At 42.9% G+C, this 19,269-nt stretch carries 20 protein-coding genes; 4 read left to right on the plus strand and 16 right to left on the minus strand.

From position 1 onward, the window contains the following. Positions 1-183: 183 nt before the first annotated feature. Complete coding sequence (locus NYE20_RS16480; protein ID WP_161621749.1) at positions 184-930, plus strand: LMBR1 domain-containing protein; 747 nt, start codon at positions 184-186, stop codon at positions 928-930. A 36-nt stretch (positions 931-966) separates the two neighbouring features. On the opposite strand, the gene bceB is transcribed toward NYE20_RS16480, so the two are convergent. The 12 genes from bceB to NYE20_RS16540 all read right to left on the minus strand — a co-directional run bounded on the left by bceB (position 967) and on the right by NYE20_RS16540 (position 11,407). Continuing rightward, a complete protein-coding gene (bceB, locus tag NYE20_RS16485) occupies positions 967-2,907 on the minus strand; it encodes a bacitracin ABC transporter permease BceB (protein WP_141949772.1) in 1,941 nt (646 codons plus the stop codon). Next, positions 2,897-3,658, minus strand: coding sequence for a bacitracin ABC transporter ATP-binding protein BceA (gene bceA, locus NYE20_RS16490; protein ID WP_003229137.1), 762 nt, complete (start codon positions 3,656-3,658; stop codon positions 2,897-2,899). The genes bceB and bceA overlap by 11 nt, the downstream gene beginning before the upstream one ends. 101 nt (positions 3,659-3,759) lie before the next feature. Further along, entirely contained in the window at positions 3,760-4,764 is a 1,005-nt protein-coding gene (gene bceS / locus NYE20_RS16495; protein ID WP_161619632.1) for a two-component sensor histidine kinase BceS, read from the minus strand. Next, positions 4,757-5,452, minus strand: a complete 696-nt coding sequence (gene bceR, locus NYE20_RS16500) for a two-component response regulator BceR (RefSeq protein ID WP_070547660.1) — start codon at positions 5,450-5,452, stop codon at positions 4,757-4,759. Before bceR ends, bceS begins: the two co-directional genes overlap by 8 nt. Before the next feature lie 96 nt (positions 5,453-5,548). After that, complete coding sequence (ytrF, locus tag NYE20_RS16505) at positions 5,549-6,859, minus strand: ABC transporter permease YtrF (protein ID WP_049140981.1); 1,311 nt, start codon at positions 6,857-6,859, stop codon at positions 5,549-5,551. After that, positions 6,849-7,544, minus strand: a complete 696-nt coding sequence (ytrE, locus tag NYE20_RS16510) for an ABC transporter ATP-binding protein YtrE (protein ID WP_014477726.1) — start codon at positions 7,542-7,544, stop codon at positions 6,849-6,851. Before ytrE ends, ytrF begins: the two co-directional genes overlap by 11 nt. 14 nt (positions 7,545-7,558) lie before the next feature. Further along, entirely contained in the window at positions 7,559-8,536 is a 978-nt protein-coding gene (ytrD, locus tag NYE20_RS16515) for an ABC transporter permease YtrD (RefSeq protein ID WP_161621750.1), read from the minus strand. Positions 8,537-8,565: 29 nt separating this feature from the next. After that, complete coding sequence (gene ytrC, locus NYE20_RS16520) at positions 8,566-9,552, minus strand: ABC transporter permease YtrC (RefSeq protein WP_015483589.1); 987 nt, start codon at positions 9,550-9,552, stop codon at positions 8,566-8,568. Beyond that, positions 9,546-10,424, minus strand: coding sequence for an ABC transporter ATP-binding protein YtrB (gene ytrB / locus NYE20_RS16525; protein ID WP_003229123.1), 879 nt, complete (start codon positions 10,422-10,424; stop codon positions 9,546-9,548). The genes ytrC and ytrB overlap by 7 nt, the downstream gene beginning before the upstream one ends. Continuing rightward, a complete protein-coding gene (gene ytrA / locus NYE20_RS16530; RefSeq protein WP_003229121.1) occupies positions 10,417-10,809 on the minus strand; it encodes a GntR family transcriptional regulator YtrA in 393 nt (130 codons plus the stop codon). The genes ytrB and ytrA overlap by 8 nt, the downstream gene beginning before the upstream one ends. A gap of 33 nt (positions 10,810-10,842) precedes the next feature. Further along, on the minus strand, positions 10,843-10,980 hold the full coding sequence (locus tag NYE20_RS16535) for a hypothetical protein (protein WP_003229119.1): 138 nt from the start codon (positions 10,978-10,980) through the stop codon (positions 10,843-10,845). A gap of 154 nt (positions 10,981-11,134) precedes the next feature. After that, positions 11,135-11,407 (minus strand): YtzC family protein, encoded by a 273-nt coding sequence (locus NYE20_RS16540; protein ID WP_161621751.1) that lies wholly within the window; start codon positions 11,405-11,407, stop codon positions 11,135-11,137. A 161-nt stretch (positions 11,408-11,568) separates the two neighbouring features. Between NYE20_RS16540 and NYE20_RS16545 the strand changes: the two genes are divergently transcribed. Continuing rightward, positions 11,569-12,537, plus strand: coding sequence for a TIGR01212 family radical SAM protein (locus NYE20_RS16545; protein ID WP_161621752.1), 969 nt, complete (start codon positions 11,569-11,571; stop codon positions 12,535-12,537). After that, complete coding sequence (locus NYE20_RS16550) at positions 12,534-13,118, plus strand: class I SAM-dependent methyltransferase (RefSeq protein WP_161621753.1); 585 nt, start codon at positions 12,534-12,536, stop codon at positions 13,116-13,118. Before NYE20_RS16545 ends, NYE20_RS16550 begins: the two co-directional genes overlap by 4 nt. On the opposite strand, the gene tbcS is transcribed toward NYE20_RS16550, so the two are convergent. Together tbcS and ytpA are read right to left on the minus strand one after the other, a co-directional pair. Continuing rightward, the gene (gene tbcS, locus NYE20_RS16555) at positions 13,108-14,211 is read right to left on the minus strand and encodes a tetraprenyl-beta-curcumene synthase (RefSeq protein ID WP_161621754.1); all 1,104 of its coding nucleotides are present in this window, start codon (positions 14,209-14,211) and stop codon (positions 13,108-13,110) included. The genes NYE20_RS16550 and tbcS overlap by 11 nt on opposite strands. 20 nt (positions 14,212-14,231) lie before the next feature. Then, the gene (gene ytpA, locus NYE20_RS16560) at positions 14,232-15,011 is read right to left on the minus strand and encodes a phospholipase YtpA (protein ID WP_003229109.1); all 780 of its coding nucleotides are present in this window, start codon (positions 15,009-15,011) and stop codon (positions 14,232-14,234) included. A gap of 48 nt (positions 15,012-15,059) precedes the next feature. On the opposite strand from ytpA, the gene NYE20_RS16565 reads away from it, so the two are divergent. Then, positions 15,060-15,575 carry a gamma carbonic anhydrase family protein gene (locus tag NYE20_RS16565; RefSeq protein WP_161621755.1) on the plus strand — a complete coding sequence of 172 codons (516 nt, stop codon included), beginning with the start codon at positions 15,060-15,062 and terminating at the stop codon, positions 15,573-15,575. Positions 15,576-15,820: 245 nt separating this feature from the next. Here NYE20_RS16565 and alaP read toward each other — a convergent pair whose 3' ends face one another. Together alaP and asnB are read right to left on the minus strand one after the other, a co-directional pair. Beyond that, positions 15,821-17,212 carry an alanine permease AlaP gene (alaP, locus tag NYE20_RS16570; RefSeq protein ID WP_003229105.1) on the minus strand — a complete coding sequence of 464 codons (1,392 nt, stop codon included), beginning with the start codon at positions 17,210-17,212 and terminating at the stop codon, positions 15,821-15,823. Positions 17,213-17,347: 135 nt separating this feature from the next. Then, the gene (gene asnB, locus NYE20_RS16575; protein WP_120028507.1) at positions 17,348-19,246 is read right to left on the minus strand and encodes an asparagine synthase (glutamine-hydrolyzing); all 1,899 of its coding nucleotides are present in this window, start codon (positions 19,244-19,246) and stop codon (positions 17,348-17,350) included. Positions 19,247-19,269 lie beyond the last annotated feature (23 nt).

Below are 19,269 nucleotides of genomic sequence, written 5' to 3' on the forward strand. Positions count from 1 at the left end.
TCCCCCTTTCTTACCTAAAAAAGCTCATGAAAAAAACGAAACCTAAAACGGCTCCGTACGAATCCAGTTATCATAGCACATTCATTCTATCTATCTCTCTCACATTTTTCAACTGATGAGCGTGAAAAAATCTAACAAATATTGTTTGAAAAATGTAAAATAAATAGAAAAAGGGGTCATATTATGGAAATGGTATTAGCATTCTTAGGTTTTCTGGCATGTCTCATTGCACTGGGCTATGGATTATATCACTTTGTCAGATATGTACTGAAAAAGGAAAAACGTTTCTCCAAGAGACTTTTTTGGCCGCTTTTCATTGGAGGCCTTGTGCTGCTCTTTACCGGGGCAGCATTGGCAGAACCTGACACTTCCGCAGCAAATGCCGAGAAAAAATATTCAGCGCTAAACGCCGAATACAAAAACCTCACAAAAGAGCATGAAGAACTTGAGAAAGAATATAAATCTGTCAGCTCTGAAGCAAAGAAATTAAAAGACAACAAAGAAGATCAAGACAAGCTTGAGAAGCTTGAAAAAGAAAATCGCGAACTAAAAAAGACTCAGAAATCATTAAAAACTGAGTTGAAAGAGCTTCAAGAAAATCAAAAGCAGCTCAAAGAAGATACAAAAACGGTAAAGGCTGAAAATGAAACACTCCGACAAGATAAAACAAAGCTTGAAAAGCAATTAAAAGAGGCAAATAGCCAAACTGCCAGTTCTCATGAAGACGCTGGAGGTTCTTCAAGCAATACGAATAAAAGTGATGAAACCAAAACAGCTGACAAAGCAGAAGGCTGTAATATCAAAGGAAGCAAAAACGGCATCTACCACACGCCAGGCAGTACATACTATGACCGGACAACCGATCCGGCTGAAATGTTTTGCTCAGTTGAAGAAGCTGAAGCCGCCGGTTACCGGGCGCCAAAACGATAAACAAAAAGCTCCAGAATGTCTGGAGCTTTTTCTGTTTCACAACGACGATTTAATGACCTTCTTATAATAAAGAACTGACAGAAAACCAAAAATGGAGTAGAGCGCAGTATATAACACCATCACCATAATCATAGGCGCCCATACCTCTGATCCGAATAAGAACCAGCCGGATTGGACGGCAAAGTAACTGTGGAAGAGGCCGACAACGAGCGGAATGCCGAAGTTGTACATTTGTTTGATGCGTATTCCCTTTATTAGGTCGCCCTGCGTAAAACCGAGTTTTCTTAAAATCGTATAGCTCGGTTTTTCATCTTCACTTTCACCCATTTGTTTAAAATAAAGGATACAACCTGATGTAATCAGGAACGTTAACCCTAAGAAGCCGACGATGAACATCACCATACCAAACAGTGATTTTTGCGCAGCACTTGTATCCAGTCTTGATAAATGCTCGTTTTTCTTGTTCACCTGTTGAAAAAGCTCATTTGCTTTTTCCATTTGATCGTCATGTTTCACATTGACGCCGATAAATGTAGATTGCGCCAGCTGAATGCGGGGGTCCTTATCCTTGTTCAGCTGTTGAAACAGGCTGTCATCCACAATGACAGCGGGCATGCCCCCGCTTGTAAACGTGTAGGATACAAGAAACTCTTCTCTTAATCCTTTATATTTTAATGGCTGCGTCTCATGTTTGCTTTTTATTTTAATAATACCAGAGTCCTTGAAAACCATTATTTTTTGCAGCAAGTCGGTGTATCCTGAGAAAACGGCTTCTCCAGCCGCCACATCGACTCCTTTTACATCTTTGTCGCTAACAACAGCAAGCTGCATATTGCTGGGATCGCCCTGCATCTCTTTCGGAGTTCCATCCATGATATTTGCAATGTCAACATTTGCTTGCAGGACAGGTGTTGCCTTTTTTACAAACGAGATGTTGCTTTCCCTCAATCTGTTTTCAAATAACTTGGCATCTTTCTCATTCATGAATGAAAAATCAGCCGCTACATTTTGTTCAGCGGTCTTTTCTGACGAGTAATACGAGATGTAAGCAAGAGATAACAGCCCGATGGCGAGCGCTGAAACGGTTGTAATAATCGTCAGCAGCAAGGCGTTCGATTTCATTCTGAACATGATCGATGACAGTGACAGGACCTCAGAAATATTTAAGTAGCCGCCCTTGCTTTTTCGAATGATATTCGAGATAAACGTAACTGATCCTTTATAAAACAAAAACGTCCCGATAATGACGCTCCCCAGAATGAAGCTCATCGCACCAAACAGTTCATTAATGGTCTTAAATTTTCCGCCAAACAGCTCAGAAGACACATAGTATCCTGTCAAAATCAACACGATGCCTAAAGCGCCGATTATCATTTGGAAAAATGATATTTTCTTTACTTTGTCTTCAGTGGAGGACGTTACTTTAAACAAAGATAAAATACTCTGTTTTTTGATAAACGTATAATTCATGATCATGATCAAAAGGTAAATGCCGCAGAACACAATGACCGTTTGGACCAAGGCCTGCTCAGAAAAATGCAGTTTCGCATCCGCTTTGACATCGACAATTTTGAACAGAATCATCAAGACAAGCTTCGATATCGAAAACCCGGCCGCTACCCCGATCGCTAATGAACCGAAATACAGCATGACATTTTCTGCACTTAAGATGCGAAAAATTTTATGCTTCGTCATTCCAATTAATTGAAACAGCCCGATTTCTTTACTCCGTCTCTTAATAAAAATCGTATTGGCATATAAAATGAAGATCGCGACCACAGCCACAAGCAAAATCGAAGCGGTTTTAATAGCCGCAGCTCCCTTGATCGAAGCCTTCACTTCGTTAATTGCTGGGTCATACTGCAGCGTGACAAAGGCGAAATAAAGCGCCACGCTAAAGATGAGCGCAAACACATACAGATAGTAATTACGAAGATTCTTTTTCAAATTTCGCAGGATGAGCTGATTAATGTTCATGCTGCACCCCGCCTAATACGCCTTGCGTTTTCATAATATCCTGGAAAAACGTCTGCCTGTCCTGGCCCCCTTTATTCAGCTGTGTATACATTTGCCCGTCCTTAATAAAAATGACTCTGCCGCAGTAGCTGGCAGCGACGGGATCATGGGTAACCATAATAATCGTGGCGTTTCGTTTTTGATTGAGCTGGCTCAGCTTATTTAATAGATCAGAGGCCGATTTCGAATCAAGCGCGCCGGTCGGTTCATCAGCGAAAATAATGCTCGGGTCATGAATAAACGCTCTTCCGGCGGATGTTCTCTGCTTCTGGCCGCCGGAAATTTCATTCGGGTACTTATCCCGCAATTCATATATTCCCAGTTCCTTTGCAACTTCCTCAAACTTGCGATTGGCTTCCTTTTTTGATAGTTTCGTGATCGATAAAGGCAGAAGGATATTCTCTTTCACTGTCAATGTGTCTAACAAATTGTAATCTTGAAAGATAAAGCCTAAATGCTGTTTTCTAAATTCAGCCAGCTGCTTTTCCTTCATAGCCGTCATGTCATTTCCATTAATATGAATGGTTCCGTGACTGACCTGATCGATTGAGGACAGAACGTTGAGCAAAGTGGTTTTTCCCGACCCGGAAGCACCCATAATACTGACGAATTCGCCCTTTTCAATGTGAATATCGATGCCCTTCAGCACTTCCTGTTTATTCAGCTTGTTTCCATAACTTTTTCGAATTTTATTCGCTTCTAAAATCACCATTTACGCAGTCTCCTTTATATTGGATAATCTCATTATAAAAAGGAATGCCGGGCTTTTCCTTCGATACGGCGAACAAAAAAGAAAAGCATGTGACATTTTCGTCACATGCTTATGACATGTTCAAATTGATTCCGTCTTGGAAAGGTTAATGTAAAAACTGTCCCCGCACCGAACTCCGACTCAACATCAATAAGGATCAATAACGGCGCCGCTGCTTTTTTTGCCAAGTACAGCCCCATGCCAGTTGACGCTTGATCATGGTGATCCGTTGTGGATGTAAACCCTTTATCAAAAATACGCGGTACATCTTTTGGATCAATGCCCCTGCCACAGTCTTTCACTTGGAGCTGCGTCTGTTCCCCTTTTCGAAAGCTTTTGATCTCAATTTCAGAGGCTTCGCTGTATTTCACCGCGTTTGTCAGCAGCTGCCTGATGATAAACGCCAGCCATTTTGCATCGCTCAGCACTTCTTTGGCCTCGAGCTGTATGTCAAAACCGATCCCTTTTTGGATACACCACGATTGTAAGTCTTTGATTTCTTTAAAGATCAAAGGCTGAAGCTGAATGAATTCTACTGACAGGTCGTTTTCAATAAATGAAATGCGTTTTTGATGAAGCTGCTGATCAAGAAGCAGGTGAATACGCAGCCATTCATATGACAGCTGGGATTTCAGTGCTTTTTCTTCCATTCTATCAATGATTAAATGCATCGCTGTTAATGGAGTTTTGACCTCATGGATCCATGCCATCAGCTCATCTTTTTCATTTTCCAATGCTAAGCGATGCCGTGCTGCGGTCTGCTTCAAGTGTTCTGTTTGCCCGGCAATGCTTCTTTCAACCATTGCTTCAAACGGCGTTTCCGGTTCATTTATGGCTGTCACATCGAGATTGTTCTCCCATGTTTTCAAGCTTTTATAAAACGCTGTTTCTTTCCGATAGCGGAACCAAAGGAATATGATAAAAAACAAGATGCACAAATACACCATATAAAGTACATTCCCGAATGATATGGAAGGATCGACAAAAGCAATGAACAGCATCAAAGCCTGCTGAAACAAAAACGCGGCAATCCAGCTCCGCCTTTCGATAAGGAATGCTTTAATCATAGAACTTGTCCTCTTCCTTCGCGATGTAGCCCTGGCCCACCTTTGTCTCGATATATGCGCCAAGCTGCAGGACGTCCAGTTTTTTTCGCAGGCGATTGACATTGACGGTCAGCGTATTATCACTAACAAAACGCTCATCGTTCCACAAGCTTCTGATCAGCTCTTCACGGCTGACGATCTTGTTTTTTTGCTCTATTAGTTGTTTAAGAATGAACATCTCATTTTTGGTCAGTTCAACAGATCCTTTGTCATTGCTGACGAGGTTCTGCTCCGCGTCTACAGCAGCGCCGCACCACGTTTTAATCGTACTCGGCTCCGTATTATAATGGTGCACACGCCGGAACATCGCTTGGATTTTCGCAATCAGCACATCAAAATGAAATGGCTTTTGGATAAAGTCATCTGCCCCGAGCTGCATGGACATCACCATATCAGCAGGATGATCCCGGGAGGATAAAAAGAGAATCGGAACATTTGACCGGGAGCGGATCTGCCGGCACCAATGAAAGCCGTCAAATTTAGGCAGCTGTACATCAATAATGACACAATCAGGATTAACCGCCGCAAATTCCTGCAGCACCTGACTGAAATCCTGAATGCCGTATACATCATAGGACCATCCCGTTAAACGATCCTTGATTTCATGAAACAGCGATTCATCATCTTCAATCAGCAAAAGTTTAAACAATCAATTCACCGCACTTTTTCCTTTTTTATCAAGTGTATAGCAAAACGCTATCATGTGCTATAGAAAAAGCCGGCTGTCTCAGCCGGCTCGTTCGCATTATAGTTCTCTTCTCAACGCTGTCAGCACGTTGGTTTTTGTTGCTTTTCTCGCCGGGTTCATTCCGGAAATGACTGCGACCCCTCCGCAAATCACAACGGCAATGATCACAAGACTCGCCGGGATGTAGGAGAATGTGTAATTCAAGTCGCCCGCATCGCTTCCGCTTGTAGCCGCAAGAATCATCGGAACGGCCAGGTTGACAAGGTAGCTCACGCCATAAGAAATGATAATCCCAATCACACAGCCTAAAATTCCGATATACGCGCTTTCCATCAAGAACATTCGGCGAATGATTGACGGGCTCGCCCCAATCGCTTTCATAATGCCGATCTCTTGCGTTCTCTCTGTCACCGCCATCGTCATCGTGTTAAAAATGCCGATCGCTGAAATGATAACTGCGATACATCCGACAAAGATCAGTCCGATTTTGAAGACCATGAAGAAGGTATTGGCTCCCTCAAGTTCGGTAGTCACTGATGTGACATAGTACCCGTCATCTGTTAGATCATTTGTCAGCTGTTCCACATTCTCAAACTTATCAGCAAAAACACCAATGTTCGTTTCAACATTTCCGCCTTTGAAGTCTAAGAATTCCGAAAAATCTTTTTTGAATTGATCACTGATAAAAATGTTTGAGTCCTCCATCCAGTCTTGAGATGGTTTTTTTGTAATACCGACAATTTTAAAGTCATATGCTTTTGTTTTTGTAACATCCCCTGTTTTAGGATCTGTCTTCGATACACTTAGTTCTATTGTTTTGTTCAGAATATCTTTCGTATAGCCCTTTGGTTCTTTTATATCTTCTGGATTTCCTTTTGCTTCTTCGATTTTTTTGTTATATTCTTCCGATTCTTTTTTCGTCAATAATCTCTTTGCGAAGTCGTATCCTACTACGATTTCATTTTCTGACTTTGCGACTCTTCCCTTTTCCAATTCCATATTGGCCTTTAATTCATCATTCATATTAGTAAAAATGAGATTTGAGCTTTCATTTGTACGATTGCCTAAAGTAGCTTTGTTTGGTTCATACACTTGCGTTCTTTCTACAACTGACCTTACGTGATCATACTTCTCTAAATCAGCTTTTTTAATAGGCTTGTCTCCTTCCTTGCCCATTACACTGACTTTCGTTACAACCTGCTGGCTCATTGTCATATCTGTAATTGTCTTTTGAATCCCAAATCCAACGGACGACAGCACAACCAAAAACGCACACGCCATTGTTGTTGCAAGAATCGTCATAAAGACGCGAAGTCTGTTTTTCTTCATATTTCTTCTGATAAAATGAACCTGATCCTTAAACCTCAACGGTAATTCCTCCTTTTAGCACACCATCATGAAGCTGAAATTTTGAATGTCCGATAGAAGCGACTTCATCATCGTGAGTAATGATCACAAATGTAATGCCACGCTCACGATTCAGCTGCTGGATCAATTCCAGCACTTCATGTTCCGTTTCTGAATCAAGGCTTCCGGTCGGCTCATCCGCTAAGATAATCGAAGGATTTAAAATCAACGCTCGAGCAATACTGACACGCTGCTGCTGGCCGCCTGACAGTTCATTCGGATAATGAGCGGCGTGGTTTTCCAGACCGACGCGTTTCAGCATGTCCTGCACCTTTTGCTTCCGCTCAGAGGGCTTGATTCCTTTTAACGCCAGCGGCATTTCAACATTCTCATACGTCGTTAAACCCGGGATGAGCTGAAAGCTTTGGAAAATAAACCCGAAATGATCAAGCCGAAATTGCGCCCATTCCTTTTCATTAAACCCCGTAACATCAGTGCCATTAATGACAATCCGCCCTTTTGTCGGCGATATGTAGCCGGAAATTAAATTCAAAAGCGTTGATTTACCTGAGCCGCTTCGTCCGACAATACAGGCGATTTCCCCTTTCGCCACACGTAATGAAACATCCTTCAATACTGGAACTTCATTCTCACGGCCCTTTTTTCCGATCGTGAAAGAATGGTCGATATGCTGAACATCTATCATATGTTCTCTCTCCCTTACAAAAGTTTTGTTTTTTTATAAATCGCAAAATAACTAATCAAGAAACCGATTACCGCGCCGGCAGCCATGCCAATGAGATAGCCTGTAAAGCTCTCGCTAGCAGAAAATCCAAAGTACCCAAAGCCCATGATTCCTATGATAATCACGATCATCTGCACCGGACGGTCAAGCGGCTTCCATAAGAAGAAGTACCCGTTTCTTTCATTAGATAGTTTGACAAAACTAATATAGCCGATGATGTAGAAGATGATAGTCATGATAGCCGGAATCACTAAATAATATGGTGAATTCTCAACCCATTTCGCGTCTACATAGATTATCGGAATGAAATACTGCACCCATTTGGGTACTGGACCATGGATAAAATCGATTGATCCGCCAAAAAGGATCTCCAGGTTGATCGCAGGCAGGCTGATGAGTAAAAACGGCGAAATGGCCACGGTAAATGAGACTAGAAGCTGTGCGAAACTATTGCCTGTCAAAGCTCCTCCGGCCATAACCAAAGAATAAGCCAGCATGCTAACAATAATCATTCCCAAGCTGTAATTGTGAAAATAAACGGCCTGATCAGGCTTCAAAAACAAAATCAGTAAAACAGATAAAACATAACCTATGAGCTGCGGGATCACAATCACCATTCCGCTAGTAAAGAACTTCGCGTTAAATATCTGCCCTCGTGTATAAGGAAGGCTTAATGTAAAATCAAAAAAGCCCTTGCTTCGTTCAATCCCTAGCTGGCTGACCGCCAAAACGACTCCCCAAATCCAAAACAATGAGATAAATGAGCTGTTTAAATAATCAACGCTGAATACGCAGGGGCCGACCCAATTTTCTTTTCCAGTGACACAGCCTTGATAGATGAGATACATATTTAAAATTGATAATGGATTACCTAATATAAAAACCAAAATGGTGATAACTAAGGCGACTTTATTCTGCCGCCACTCTTTGTAAAGCAGTCCGGAATCCGGCAACTCACTTCCCTCCAAACCTAAGGCATTTCTTACACTTTTGTTTTCTTATAAATAGAGAAGTAGCTCACAAAGAATCCAGCCACTGCCCCAATGATCATACCCAAAATATAACCAATAATGGAATGTCCGGTATAGTATCCAAATAAACCAAATCCAAGGATGCCGAAAGCCATAACCAGAATTTGCACCGGACGGTCTAATCTGTTCCATAAGAAAAAGTGTCCGTTTCGTTCACTTGGATGCTTTTTGAAGCTTATCAAACCAATCAAGTAAAATAGAATGCTCATTACGGCTGGAATCAATAAAAGATATTTACTGTTAGTCATCCATTCATTTACAACGTAACTAATCGGTACTAGGTTCGATAAATTGCTTGCCAGAGAGAAATAACTCTCAGGGGAAGGGAACATTTCCCATATACTCACACCAAAAACAACTTCAAGGTTTCCAACCGGCAATGCAATAATTAAATACGGCAATATAGCTGCAGAAAACGCCGTTAACAGCTGGGCAAAAGCATTTCCAGTTAACGCTCCGGCGGCCATCACCAGTGAAAAAGCCATAAAACTAATCACAATTACTCCAACGCTGCTGTGCTCAAAAAAGTAGACGTGTTCAGGGTTATAGACAACAATCAGCAGCCATGCGAGTAAAAAGCCAATCAATTGCGACAGCACAATCACAAAACCGCCTAACCAAAATTTCGTCTGGAAAATTTGGCTTCTGTTATATGGAAGGCTTAATATAAAATCCATCGTGCCTTTCGAACGTTCCATTCCTAGGAAGCAGACCGCCAAAATGACACCCGGCACCCAGTTGAGATCTATCAGATTGCTTATGGAATAATTCACAATAAAATCACAATATTGCGGGTCTTGGCGATCAAGACATCCTTGATAAGACAAATACGTATTAACGATAGAAAGCGGATTTGCCAGCACTAAAAACGCGATACTTAACAAAATCACCACTTGATTCTGCTTCCACTCTCGATAGAGGAGACCTCGGTCTACCATCTCCGCTTCCCTCCAAACTTCGCAATGAACACTTCTTCCAGGTTGACAGGAAGCTCATTCCATACTTTTGGCTTCAGCTCTCTCAAAAAGCTCTTTTTCTCCTCATCGCTTTTCGGAATCAGCACTGTGTAAAACACGCCGGCCTGATCGAGCATCGGAATGTTTTGCTCTCTGATGGCCAGATTGACATCTGTGTCAAACGCCATTTGTATTTTGATGTATTCTTCTTTTAATTCATCAAGATCCATGACGTTGGTCAGCCTGTTATCTTCAAGAAAGCCAATTCGGTTGCACATCCGCTCTATGTCTTCAAGCCGGTGGGACGTAATCAGGATACTCGTATCACGCTCTGCCACTTCATCGACCATCAGCTGCAGCACATCATGTCTAGTTACCGCATCAATACCATCCGTCGGCTCATCAAGGAGGATCAGCGCCGGTCTCGCCGCAAACGACAGAACGAGCGATAGCTGCTTTTTTAAGCCTGTCGACAGCTCACGGTATTTTTTCGTTTCCGGAATTTCGTATCTGTTCATCAGCTCATTCGCGTACGTGACATCAAATTTCGGATATATTCTTCTCAAAATATCGACTAACTGCTTGTATGTATACTTATCGTAAAACGGATTTTGAACAGGCATGTAGATGATATTTTGTTTGACTTTCGGGTGCTTTTTGATTTCTACGCCGTCAAATAAAATCGTTCCGCTGTCAGCGAAAATGATTTGCTGGATTAAGCGAAGCATCGTCGTTTTGCCCGATCCATTGCGTCCAAGCAATCCAAAGATTTCTCCTTTTTCGATTGTTAATGAAACATCTTTTAATACTTGATTGCCGTCAATCGCTTTTGACAGCTGCCGCAGTTCAATCATTTTTTTTGCCTCCCTTCACATCAGCGCTGATTTCCTTTATCCATTCGTGCAGTTTTTCCAGCTCAACCCCTGCATAGTGTGCATCGATGATGAGCTGTTTGAGTTGCTCTTTAATCATCGTCATCTTCCCTTCAACCAGTGTCGTTTTTGCATTCTCCGATATATAGGTCCCTCTGCCCCGCAGCGTCTCAATAATCCCCTCTCGCTCAAGTTCTTTATACGCTTTGCTGACAGTGTTCGGATTCGCAATAATGATCGTTGCCAATTCTCTGACAGAAGGAAGCTTATCACCAGGCTTCATGATCCCTTTCAAACAAAGCTCTTTCATTTGCTGAATAATTTGTTCGTAAATGGGTGTTGAGCTTCTTGGATCGATTTGAATCATTTACTTCCCTACTTTCTATACGATCTGAACCTTTTATAGATAAAAATGATCAATTATACTTTTTTGCCATTCAAAACCGATCATCACGAGAACAAGAAAAAAAGAACAAGCGATCACAGATGCCGCAATCAGCATTGGCACGTTACGTTTGTTTCGTTTTTTATGTTTCATAACTGCCTCCCTTAATGTCAATATATAAATGATTTTATATTAGTGTCTACAGTGTATTACTTCAATTAGTACACTTAATACAATAAATACTTTGACTCACAAAGTCAATCCTTTTTTTACAAAAAAACGGACCCTTTTAAAAGGGTCCGTTTTCCTACACATCAAGAGGGTGCTGCAGGATCATATTATTTTGCAAAGATTGAAGCTGAAGTCTCATTCTGTACAGCTGTTCTCTCTGCTGATCATTTGACGACAGCCATAGTTTATTCAAGGCATTTACCGCACCTTCTAGCTGCATTTGTGCATCACTATATTCTTGATCGTTATAATGCTCTTGTTTAGAAGCGATTTTCAGCTGTTCTTCAGCATAATCATAGGCCTGCATACATTGCTGGAGATGTTCATCTACTGATTGTCTTGTTGCCACAGTAACCCCTCCTCTTGGTAATGGAAATCATCCATCATTCATATTGTAGCCTCATCTGACTTTATTCAATAAAGTAATTTATGGTCGATATTCATTTGTTCTCTTGTGAAATGCGTGCTACAATTTTAGGATGCAATCGTACGCAAGGAGGCACATGAATTGTGATGCAGAACAATCCTTTTCTTTATTCAAATACGGAAAAACGCTATCATACATTGAATTATCATCTCAGAGAACATTTCGGCCATAAGGTGTTTAAAGTAGCGCTTGACGGCGGTTTTGACTGTCCGAATCGGGACGGCACCGTAGCCCACGGAGGCTGTACGTTTTGCAGCGCAGCAGGCTCCGGCGATTTTGCCGGAAACCGGGCCGATGATTTAATTACGCAATTCCATGACATCAAAAACCGCATGCACGAAAAATGGAAGGACGGCAAATACATCGCTTATTTTCAGGCTTTCACCAACACGCATGCGCCGGTTGAAGTGCTTCGCGAAAAATTCGAATCAGTGCTAGCGCTTGATGATGTGGTTGGCATTTCGATCGCCACTCGCCCTGACTGTCTGCCTGATGATGTCGTTGATTACCTGGCAGAGCTGAATCAACGCACCTATTTGTGGGTGGAGCTTGGGCTTCAAACAGTTCATGAACGGACTGCACTTCTGATCAACCGCGCACATGATTTTAACTGCTATGTGGAAGGCGTCAATAAATTAAGAAAACACGGCATACGTGTCTGCTCGCATATTATCAACGGGCTGCCTTTGGAAGACCGGGACATGATGATGGATACGGCAAAGGCCGTCGCAGATTTGGACGTCCAGGGCATTAAAATCCATCTGCTTCACCTACTGAAAGGCACGCCAATGGTCAAGCAATATGAAAAGGGGAAGCTGGAATTTCTTTCTCAAGATGATTATGTGCAGCTCGTCTGCGATCAGCTTGAGATCATTCCGCCTGAAATGATCGTCCACCGCATTACAGGTGACGGACCGATTGAGTTGATGATCGGGCCAATGTGGAGCGTCAACAAATGGGAAGTGCTTGGCGCCATTAATAAAGAGCTAGAAAACCGAGGCAGCTATCAAGGAAAGTTCTTTCAACGGCTTGAGGAGGAATCAGTGCTATGATTTTGAAGAAAATTCTTCCCTACAGCAAAGAACTGCTGAAAATGGCCGCGGGAGAAGGAGATATTGTCGTAGATGCGACAATGGGCAACGGACATGATACACAGTTTTTAGCGGAGCTTGTTGGTGAAAACGGCCATGTGTACGCATTCGACATCCAAGAATCAGCCGTGGCCAATACAAAGGAACGGCTCGGTGACATGTATCAAGCGCGAACAACGTTATTTCACAAAAGCCATGATAAAATCGTTGAATCCCTCCCGCCTGAAACACATGGCAAAGTGGCGGCCGCGGTATTTAACCTCGGCTATTTGCCGGGCGGGGACAAATCAATTACGACAAACGGCAGTTCTACGATCAAAGCCATTGAACAGCTTCTCAGCATCATGAAAGACGAAGGTCTAATTGTTCTCGTCGTCTATCATGGGCACCCGGAAGGCAAAGCTGAAAAAAACGACGTGCTTGAGTTTTGCCGGGACTTGGACCAGCAAACAGCGCGTGTATTATCATACGGATTTATCAATCAGCAAAATGACCCGCCATTTATTATCGCCATCGAAAAAAAAGCTCAGATCAGCAAATGATTTGAGCTTTTTTCTTTGAGTTTTTCATCCAGGACAATTTTTGAAATTTCCGGTAGGCTCTGCCGTTGATATAAAAGAAAAGGGAGGTTTTTCCGCTGGCTTTGATCAGCTTCTTTGCGAGCCGGCCCATTTCCTTTTGGCCCGCCACTTTATCATCTGACAAATAAACGCCAAGCAAGCCGCGATTGATTAAACGATGGAAGTTTTCATGCGGAATGCCTTGTAAATGCTCGTCGGCTTTATGGATAAAGTGTTCAAGCCGGTCCATCATCTCTTCATGAGACTGATAATACGAGCAGAAATTCAAGTCTCCTTCCAGCAAGTCCTCCTCTTGATCAATCAAATAATCAAGCAGGATATGAAGGCCCTGTATGTAAGGAAAATAGCTGTCGCGGATTTTTTTAGCGGTGCTTTCTGTGAAATCAGGCTGGAACGAATACGCAACAAGACAGAAAATGCCTAACGTTGAGCCTGCGCAGGCTGAAAATTCATACCATTCCATCTCAGGCAGCTCTGATTCATACTGAGTAAACCACTTTTCAAGCCGCGGAACACGCTCATGCTCAATAACGTGCTTATGCACCTGCAAATCGCTATAATAGCCGCACAGTTCAAGCAGATACGGTTTAATCATGTCATAGTGCTCAATCGAACCAAGGACACGCTGGCACGTTTTGACCAGTTCGTGCAGATATCCGCTGTCATCCTGTTCTTCTCTGAATTGATAATAGTTTTGCAGTTCCGCCCCAACTGTCAGTGCGTCCTGCATTGAGGCATGGAGCATCCGAAAATCCTGCGGGTCCAGCGAGGTGCTGCGGTCACACAGATTGTCCAAATAATCACTAATCGTTTGATACGCGATGATAAACTCGACACACTTCTGCTTTTGGCTGCCTGACAATAAGGCCAGTATGCCGCCGCCTTCACAGTGAAACGTTTTGTCCCGAATACTTGCGGTTGCCTGTGCTTTCAATTCACTGTTACGAATCGATTCTGATTTTTGCTTCCATATGTCCAGCTCTTGATGAACGAGCGGAAAAATATCTCGATATACCTTTGCCATCAATCCAAAAGGATGTTCAGGTACTGTCAACACATGCACCCCCTACTAGTTCAAATATATTGATCAGTAAACGCTCTTGCTGCTTTAAAGACATCTTCTCTCTCGGGTTCATTGAAGATCTCATGGTAAAGCCCTTCCCACTCTCTGTATGCTTTATTATGAGAAGCAACACCATTAAACCACTTGATGACCATCGTTTTGTCAACAAGCTTGTCATCACCGGCTTGCATCACAAGAAGCGGAACTTTCAAAAATGCCTCTGTCGGCACCATTGCCGATTCAATTGTCTTTAAAAGCTCTCTGTACCATCTGACAGAAACTTTCCTGACGTATAACGAATCATTTTGGTCAGCCTCGATGACGTCCTCATTGCGCGTCGCCATATCAATTGATAATCCCGAATCAACCTTAAGTGACGGAGCGATGACATTCAGACCTTTTGATGCAAGATCAAGCGCTTTATTCACTTTAATTTGCAGTCCGAGACACGGTGATGATAAAATAATTCCCGTAATCTTGGGATTTCTTTGCTGTTTAATCCATTCAATCGCGACCAGACCGCCCATGCTGTGACCTAGAAGAAAAACCGGCAGATCAAAAGTTCGCGCTTTATCTATCCAAGCATCTACTTCATCAATGTATTCTTGAAACGAGCGAATATGCCCTCTCGCTCTTGTCGTTGTTCCCTGTCCAGGCAAATCGCCCATGACAACGTGATAACCCGAGGACCGCCACATTTCAATCAGCCATTTATATCGTCCGTGATATTCACTTGCCCCGTGAATAATTACAATCACGGCAACAGGTCTGTCTGCTTTCCAGGTCCACATGCTCTTCACCTCATACGAAATTTAAATAGAGAAAGAAGGATGAATCTTATGATCTACCCTTATAAGGAACACAAGCCAGATATCCACCCAACAGCCTTTATAGCTGATAATGCAACAATTACCGGTGATGTCGTGATCGGAGAACAGTCCAGCATTTGGTTTTCTGTTGTCATAAGGGGAGATGTTGCGCCGACCAGAATCGGAAACAGAGTCAATATCCAAGATTTAAGCTGCCTCCATCAAAGCCCGAACCAGACGCTGCTCATTGAAGATGACGCCACGATAGGCCATCAGGTTACACTTCATAGCGCTGTTATCCGCAAGAACGCCTTAATCGGCATGGGCTCAATCATTTTAGACGGAGCCGAAATTGGCGAAGGCGCTTTTATTGGTGCCGGCAGTCTTGTCCCGCCTGGAAAAACCATTCCGCCTGGCCATCTCGCCTTTGGCCGCCCTGCAAAAGTCATCCGCCCTTTGACGGAAGAAGACCGAAAAGATATGAAAAGAATACGGTCAGAATATGTAGAAAAGGGCCAATATTATAAATTTCTTCAACAAACATAAGACCTGCTTCGTCTTACTTTACCATTTTTCAAATTATATTTGAAAGCAATAACCATCGTTAACCCGGACGTCATCACAGTTCGGGTTTCGATTTTTCCATAAAACGTTCACATATAGCATGAAACGTATGACTTTTATCTTATCACAAAACTATAAACAGCCTCTGCAAACACACATACCTATTCTTTCCTGTTCTCTATTTTCTATGAGCACACACAAAAAGAGCCCACTGGGAGCTCTTTTTGTCAGCTGATATTTCGTTCGCTGGCAGCAGCCGCATTTTTTTTGTGAAACCCTTTTCCATAGTACACAGCCAGCAAGATGAGAAACCATATCGGCCCGATAATCACGGCTACTCTTGTATCAGGGCTGTAAGCCATAAGAATGACGACGAATGCTAGAAATGCCAATGACACATAAGATGTAAACGGAAATAAAGGCATTTTGTACTTTAATTGTTTCTTTTCTTCCGGCTTCAAACTTTTCCTGTATTTTATTTGAGAAAGCAAAATGATTGCCCACGTCCAAATCGCTCCGAACGTCGCAATACTTGTAACCCAAGTAAATACCTTCGCAGGGACAACATAGTTTAACAGCACTCCGACTAATAAAGCGCCCGCTGAAGCCAGAACAGCTTTACCCGGGATGCCGCCTTTCGTCAGCTGACCGTATGCTTGTGGCGCCTCTTTCTGTTCCGCCAAGTTAAACAGCATCCGTCCTGTGCTGAAAATACCGCTGTTGCATGAAGACAGCGCGGCTGTCAACACGACAAAGTTAATGATACCTGCGGCCGATGGAATTCCCACTTTTTGAAATGTGAGAACAAACGGACTTCCTTGAGAGCCAATTTCCTGCCACGGATAAATAGACATAATGACAAATAAAGCGCCTACATAAAAAATCAAAATCCTCCAAAATACTGTATCGATTGCTTTGGCTAACGATTTTTGCGGGTTTTTCACTTCGCCAGCCGTCACCCCGATCATTTCAATCCCTAAATAGGCGAACATGACCATTTGAAGAGACAATAGAACCCCTTTTAAACCATGAGGGAAAAATCCTCCGTTGTTCCACAAATTGCTGATTCCGGTTGCAATGCCCCCATTGCCGACTCCTGCAATAATCATCAATAAACCGACAGCAATCATGGATAAGATCGCAACAATTTTAATCAATGCGAACCAAAATTCCAACTCACCGTAAGCTTTGACAGCCAGGAAATTAACACCCGTCATAATGACCAGCGCCGATAATGCCCAAATCCAGTTTGGCACGTCAGGAAACCAGAACCCCATATAGATGCCGACAGCTGTGATTTCGGCCATACAGGTGACAACCCATAAAAACCAGTAGTTCCACCCTGTTAAATAGCCTGCAAGCGGTCCCAAATAATCACGCGCATACCTGCTGAAGGAGCCTGCGACCGGTTTTTGAATGGCCATTTCCCCAAGCGCTCTCATAATAAAAAACATGACCAGGCCGCTTGCGGCATACGCTACCAAAATACCAGGCCCTGCTAATTGAATAGCTGATGCGGAGCCGAGGAACAACCCTACTCCTATAGCAGCTCCTAAAGACATTAAAGAAATATGCCTTTCTTCGAGTCCGCGGTGCAGCTCTTGTTTTTGTTTTTGCATGCTTCTTCTCCCCTAGAAAAAAATATCATTATATCATTTTTCTGAATATTCCGTACGGATTGGGTAAATCAATGATGATGGAGAAATAAAAGGATAACAACAAGGCTTTCGACTACTCGAAAGCCTTGTTGTCTGTTACACAAAGATGACTTCTTTAGGCTGATGGCTCAGCTCTTCAGGCATATACCGTTTTTCAATATTGATGCTGTGCCAGATCATAAAGATCAGTACAGTCCAGATTTTACGGCTGTTATCAGCCTTGTCCGCACAATGGTCTTCAAGAAGCTGAAGGACATAATCCTTATGGATATAAGCATCCGTTTGGCTTTCCTGAATAATATTCCGCACCCATTCGTTCATTTCGTTTTTCAGCCAATGACGGATCGGTACAGGGAAACCGAGCTTTTTGCGGTTTAATACATGCTCAGGCACAATTCCTTCAGCGGCTTTGCGAAGAAGATACTTCGTCGTGCCGTTCTTCGTTTTCAGCTCATCAGGAATTTTTGAAGCGACGTCGAATACGACTTTATCCAAGAACGGCACACGCAGTTCCAAAGAATTCGCCATCGTCATTTTATCCGCCTTTAACAAAATGTCGCCGCGCATCCAAGTGTGGATATCGACATACTGCATTTTATTGATATCGCTGTACGAGCTGCTTTCCGTAAAGTAAGTCTTCGTCACATCGCGATATGAAAGGTTCGGATTATAATTCTTCAACAGCTGCTTTTTGACAGACTCTTCAAAGATTTTCGCGTTACCGATATAACGATCTTGAAGCGGAGTACAGCCGCGCTCAAGCAGGCTCTTTCCTCTCATACCTTCAGGCATAACGGCAGCAACGTGCAGAAGCATCTTTTTCAAGCCGGACGGAATCCGTTCAAACGGTTTAAGCGAAAGCGGTTCACGGTAAATGTTATATCCGCCGAAGAGCTCATCCGCTCCTTCACCTGATAAAGCAACCGTAACATGTTTTTTCGCTTCTTTTGCAACAAAGTACAACGGAATCGCTGCCGGGTCAGCTAGCGGGTCATCAAAATGCCATACGATCTTCGGAAGCTCATTCATGTATTCCTCAGGCGAAATGACTTTGCTGATATTTTCGATGCCCAGCGCCGCTGCCGTTTCTTTCGCTACATCAACCTCACTGAAGCCCTGCTGTTCAAAGCCGACAGAGAATGTTTTTAAGCTTGGATGAAATTCCTTCGCAACAGACACAATAAAGGAAGAATCAATCCCGCCAGACAGGAACGAACCGACAGGAACGTCACTTCTCATATGAACGTTTACAGAGTCATAGATCGCGTCTCGGACTTCTTTCACAAGCTTGTCTTCTTCAGTCTGAACCGGCTTGAAGTTCGCTTTGAAATACGTTTTGAATGTGATATCGCCGTCCGGGCGGATTGTGAATTGTGAACCCGGCTCTACTTTTTTCACATGGGCATCAAGCGTGCTTGGTTCAGGAACAAATTGGAAAGACATGTACTGCTGCAATGCCTCTTTATCTATTTCAATATCATTCTGAGCAACCATTAAACTTTTTCTCTCTGAGGCAAAATAAACCTGATCATTGATCGTTGTGTAGTACAACGGTTTAATGCCGAATGGATCTCTTGCCCCATAAAGCACATGATCGTTTTTATTCCAAATCAGAAAGGCAAACATACCGCGCAGTTTGGACGCCGCTTCTTCTTTATAGTGACGGTAAGTCGCAAGAAGAACCTCTGTGTCCGAATCCGTGTTGAATGTGTACCCCTTTGCTTCAAGCTCTTCTCTCAGTTCAATATAGTTATAGATTTCTCCGTTAAAGATAATCCAATATGTTTCATCTTCATATGATAAAGGCTGTCCGCCATTTTCTACATCAATAATGCTGAGCCGTCTGAATCCGAAGCCGACGTGCTCATCATGGAAATATCCATCACTGTCAGGACCGCGGTGAACGATCATTTGGTTCATTTGTTTGATTAGTTCTTCTTGATCAGCGGTTTGAGCTAACGGATGCTTGTTAAAAACCCCGACAAATCCACACATAGTATTGCCTCCATAATTAAAAT

It is taken from the genome of Bacillus sp. FSL R5-0416 (genome assembly GCF_037975425.1).
Lineage (GTDB): Bacteria > Bacillota > Bacilli > Bacillales > Bacillaceae > Bacillus > Bacillus subtilis.

Excerpts from the sequence above, each read along its gene's own strand:
- NYE20_RS16480 (WP_161621749.1), top strand. The coding sequence starts at position 184 with ATGGAAATGGTATTAGCATTCTTAGGTTTTCTGGCATGTCTCATTGCA.
- bceB (WP_141949772.1), bottom strand. The coding sequence starts at position 2,907 with ATGAACATTAATCAGCTCATCCTGCGAAATTTGAAAAAGAATCTTCGT.
- bceA (WP_003229137.1), bottom strand. The coding sequence starts at position 3,658 with ATGGTGATTTTAGAAGCGAATAAAATTCGAAAAAGTTATGGAAACAAG.
- bceS (WP_161619632.1), bottom strand. The coding sequence starts at position 4,764 with ATGATTAAAGCATTCCTTATCGAAAGGCGGAGCTGGATTGCCGCGTTT.
- ytrE (WP_014477726.1), bottom strand. The coding sequence starts at position 7,544 with ATGATAGATGTTCAGCATATCGACCATTCTTTCACGATCGGAAAAAAG.
- ytrC (WP_015483589.1), bottom strand. The coding sequence starts at position 9,552 with ATGGTAGACCGAGGTCTCCTCTATCGAGAGTGGAAGCAGAATCAAGTG.
- ytrB (WP_003229123.1), bottom strand. The coding sequence starts at position 10,424 with ATGATTGAACTGCGGCAGCTGTCAAAAGCGATTGACGGCAATCAAGTA.
- ytrA (WP_003229121.1), bottom strand. The coding sequence starts at position 10,809 with ATGATTCAAATCGATCCAAGAAGCTCAACACCCATTTACGAACAAATT.
- NYE20_RS16535 (WP_003229119.1), bottom strand. The coding sequence starts at position 10,980 with ATGAAACATAAAAAACGAAACAAACGTAACGTGCCAATGCTGATTGCG.
- NYE20_RS16550 (WP_161621753.1), top strand. The coding sequence starts at position 12,534 with ATGATTTTGAAGAAAATTCTTCCCTACAGCAAAGAACTGCTGAAAATG.
- ytpA (WP_003229109.1), bottom strand. The coding sequence starts at position 15,011 with ATGTGGACCTGGAAAGCAGACAGACCTGTTGCCGTGATTGTAATTATT.
- NYE20_RS16565 (WP_161621755.1), top strand. The coding sequence starts at position 15,060 with ATGATCTACCCTTATAAGGAACACAAGCCAGATATCCACCCAACAGCC.
- alaP (WP_003229105.1), bottom strand. The coding sequence starts at position 17,212 with ATGCAAAAACAAAAACAAGAGCTGCACCGCGGACTCGAAGAAAGGCAT.
- asnB (WP_120028507.1), bottom strand. The coding sequence starts at position 19,246 with ATGTGTGGATTTGTCGGGGTTTTTAACAAGCATCCGTTAGCTCAAACC.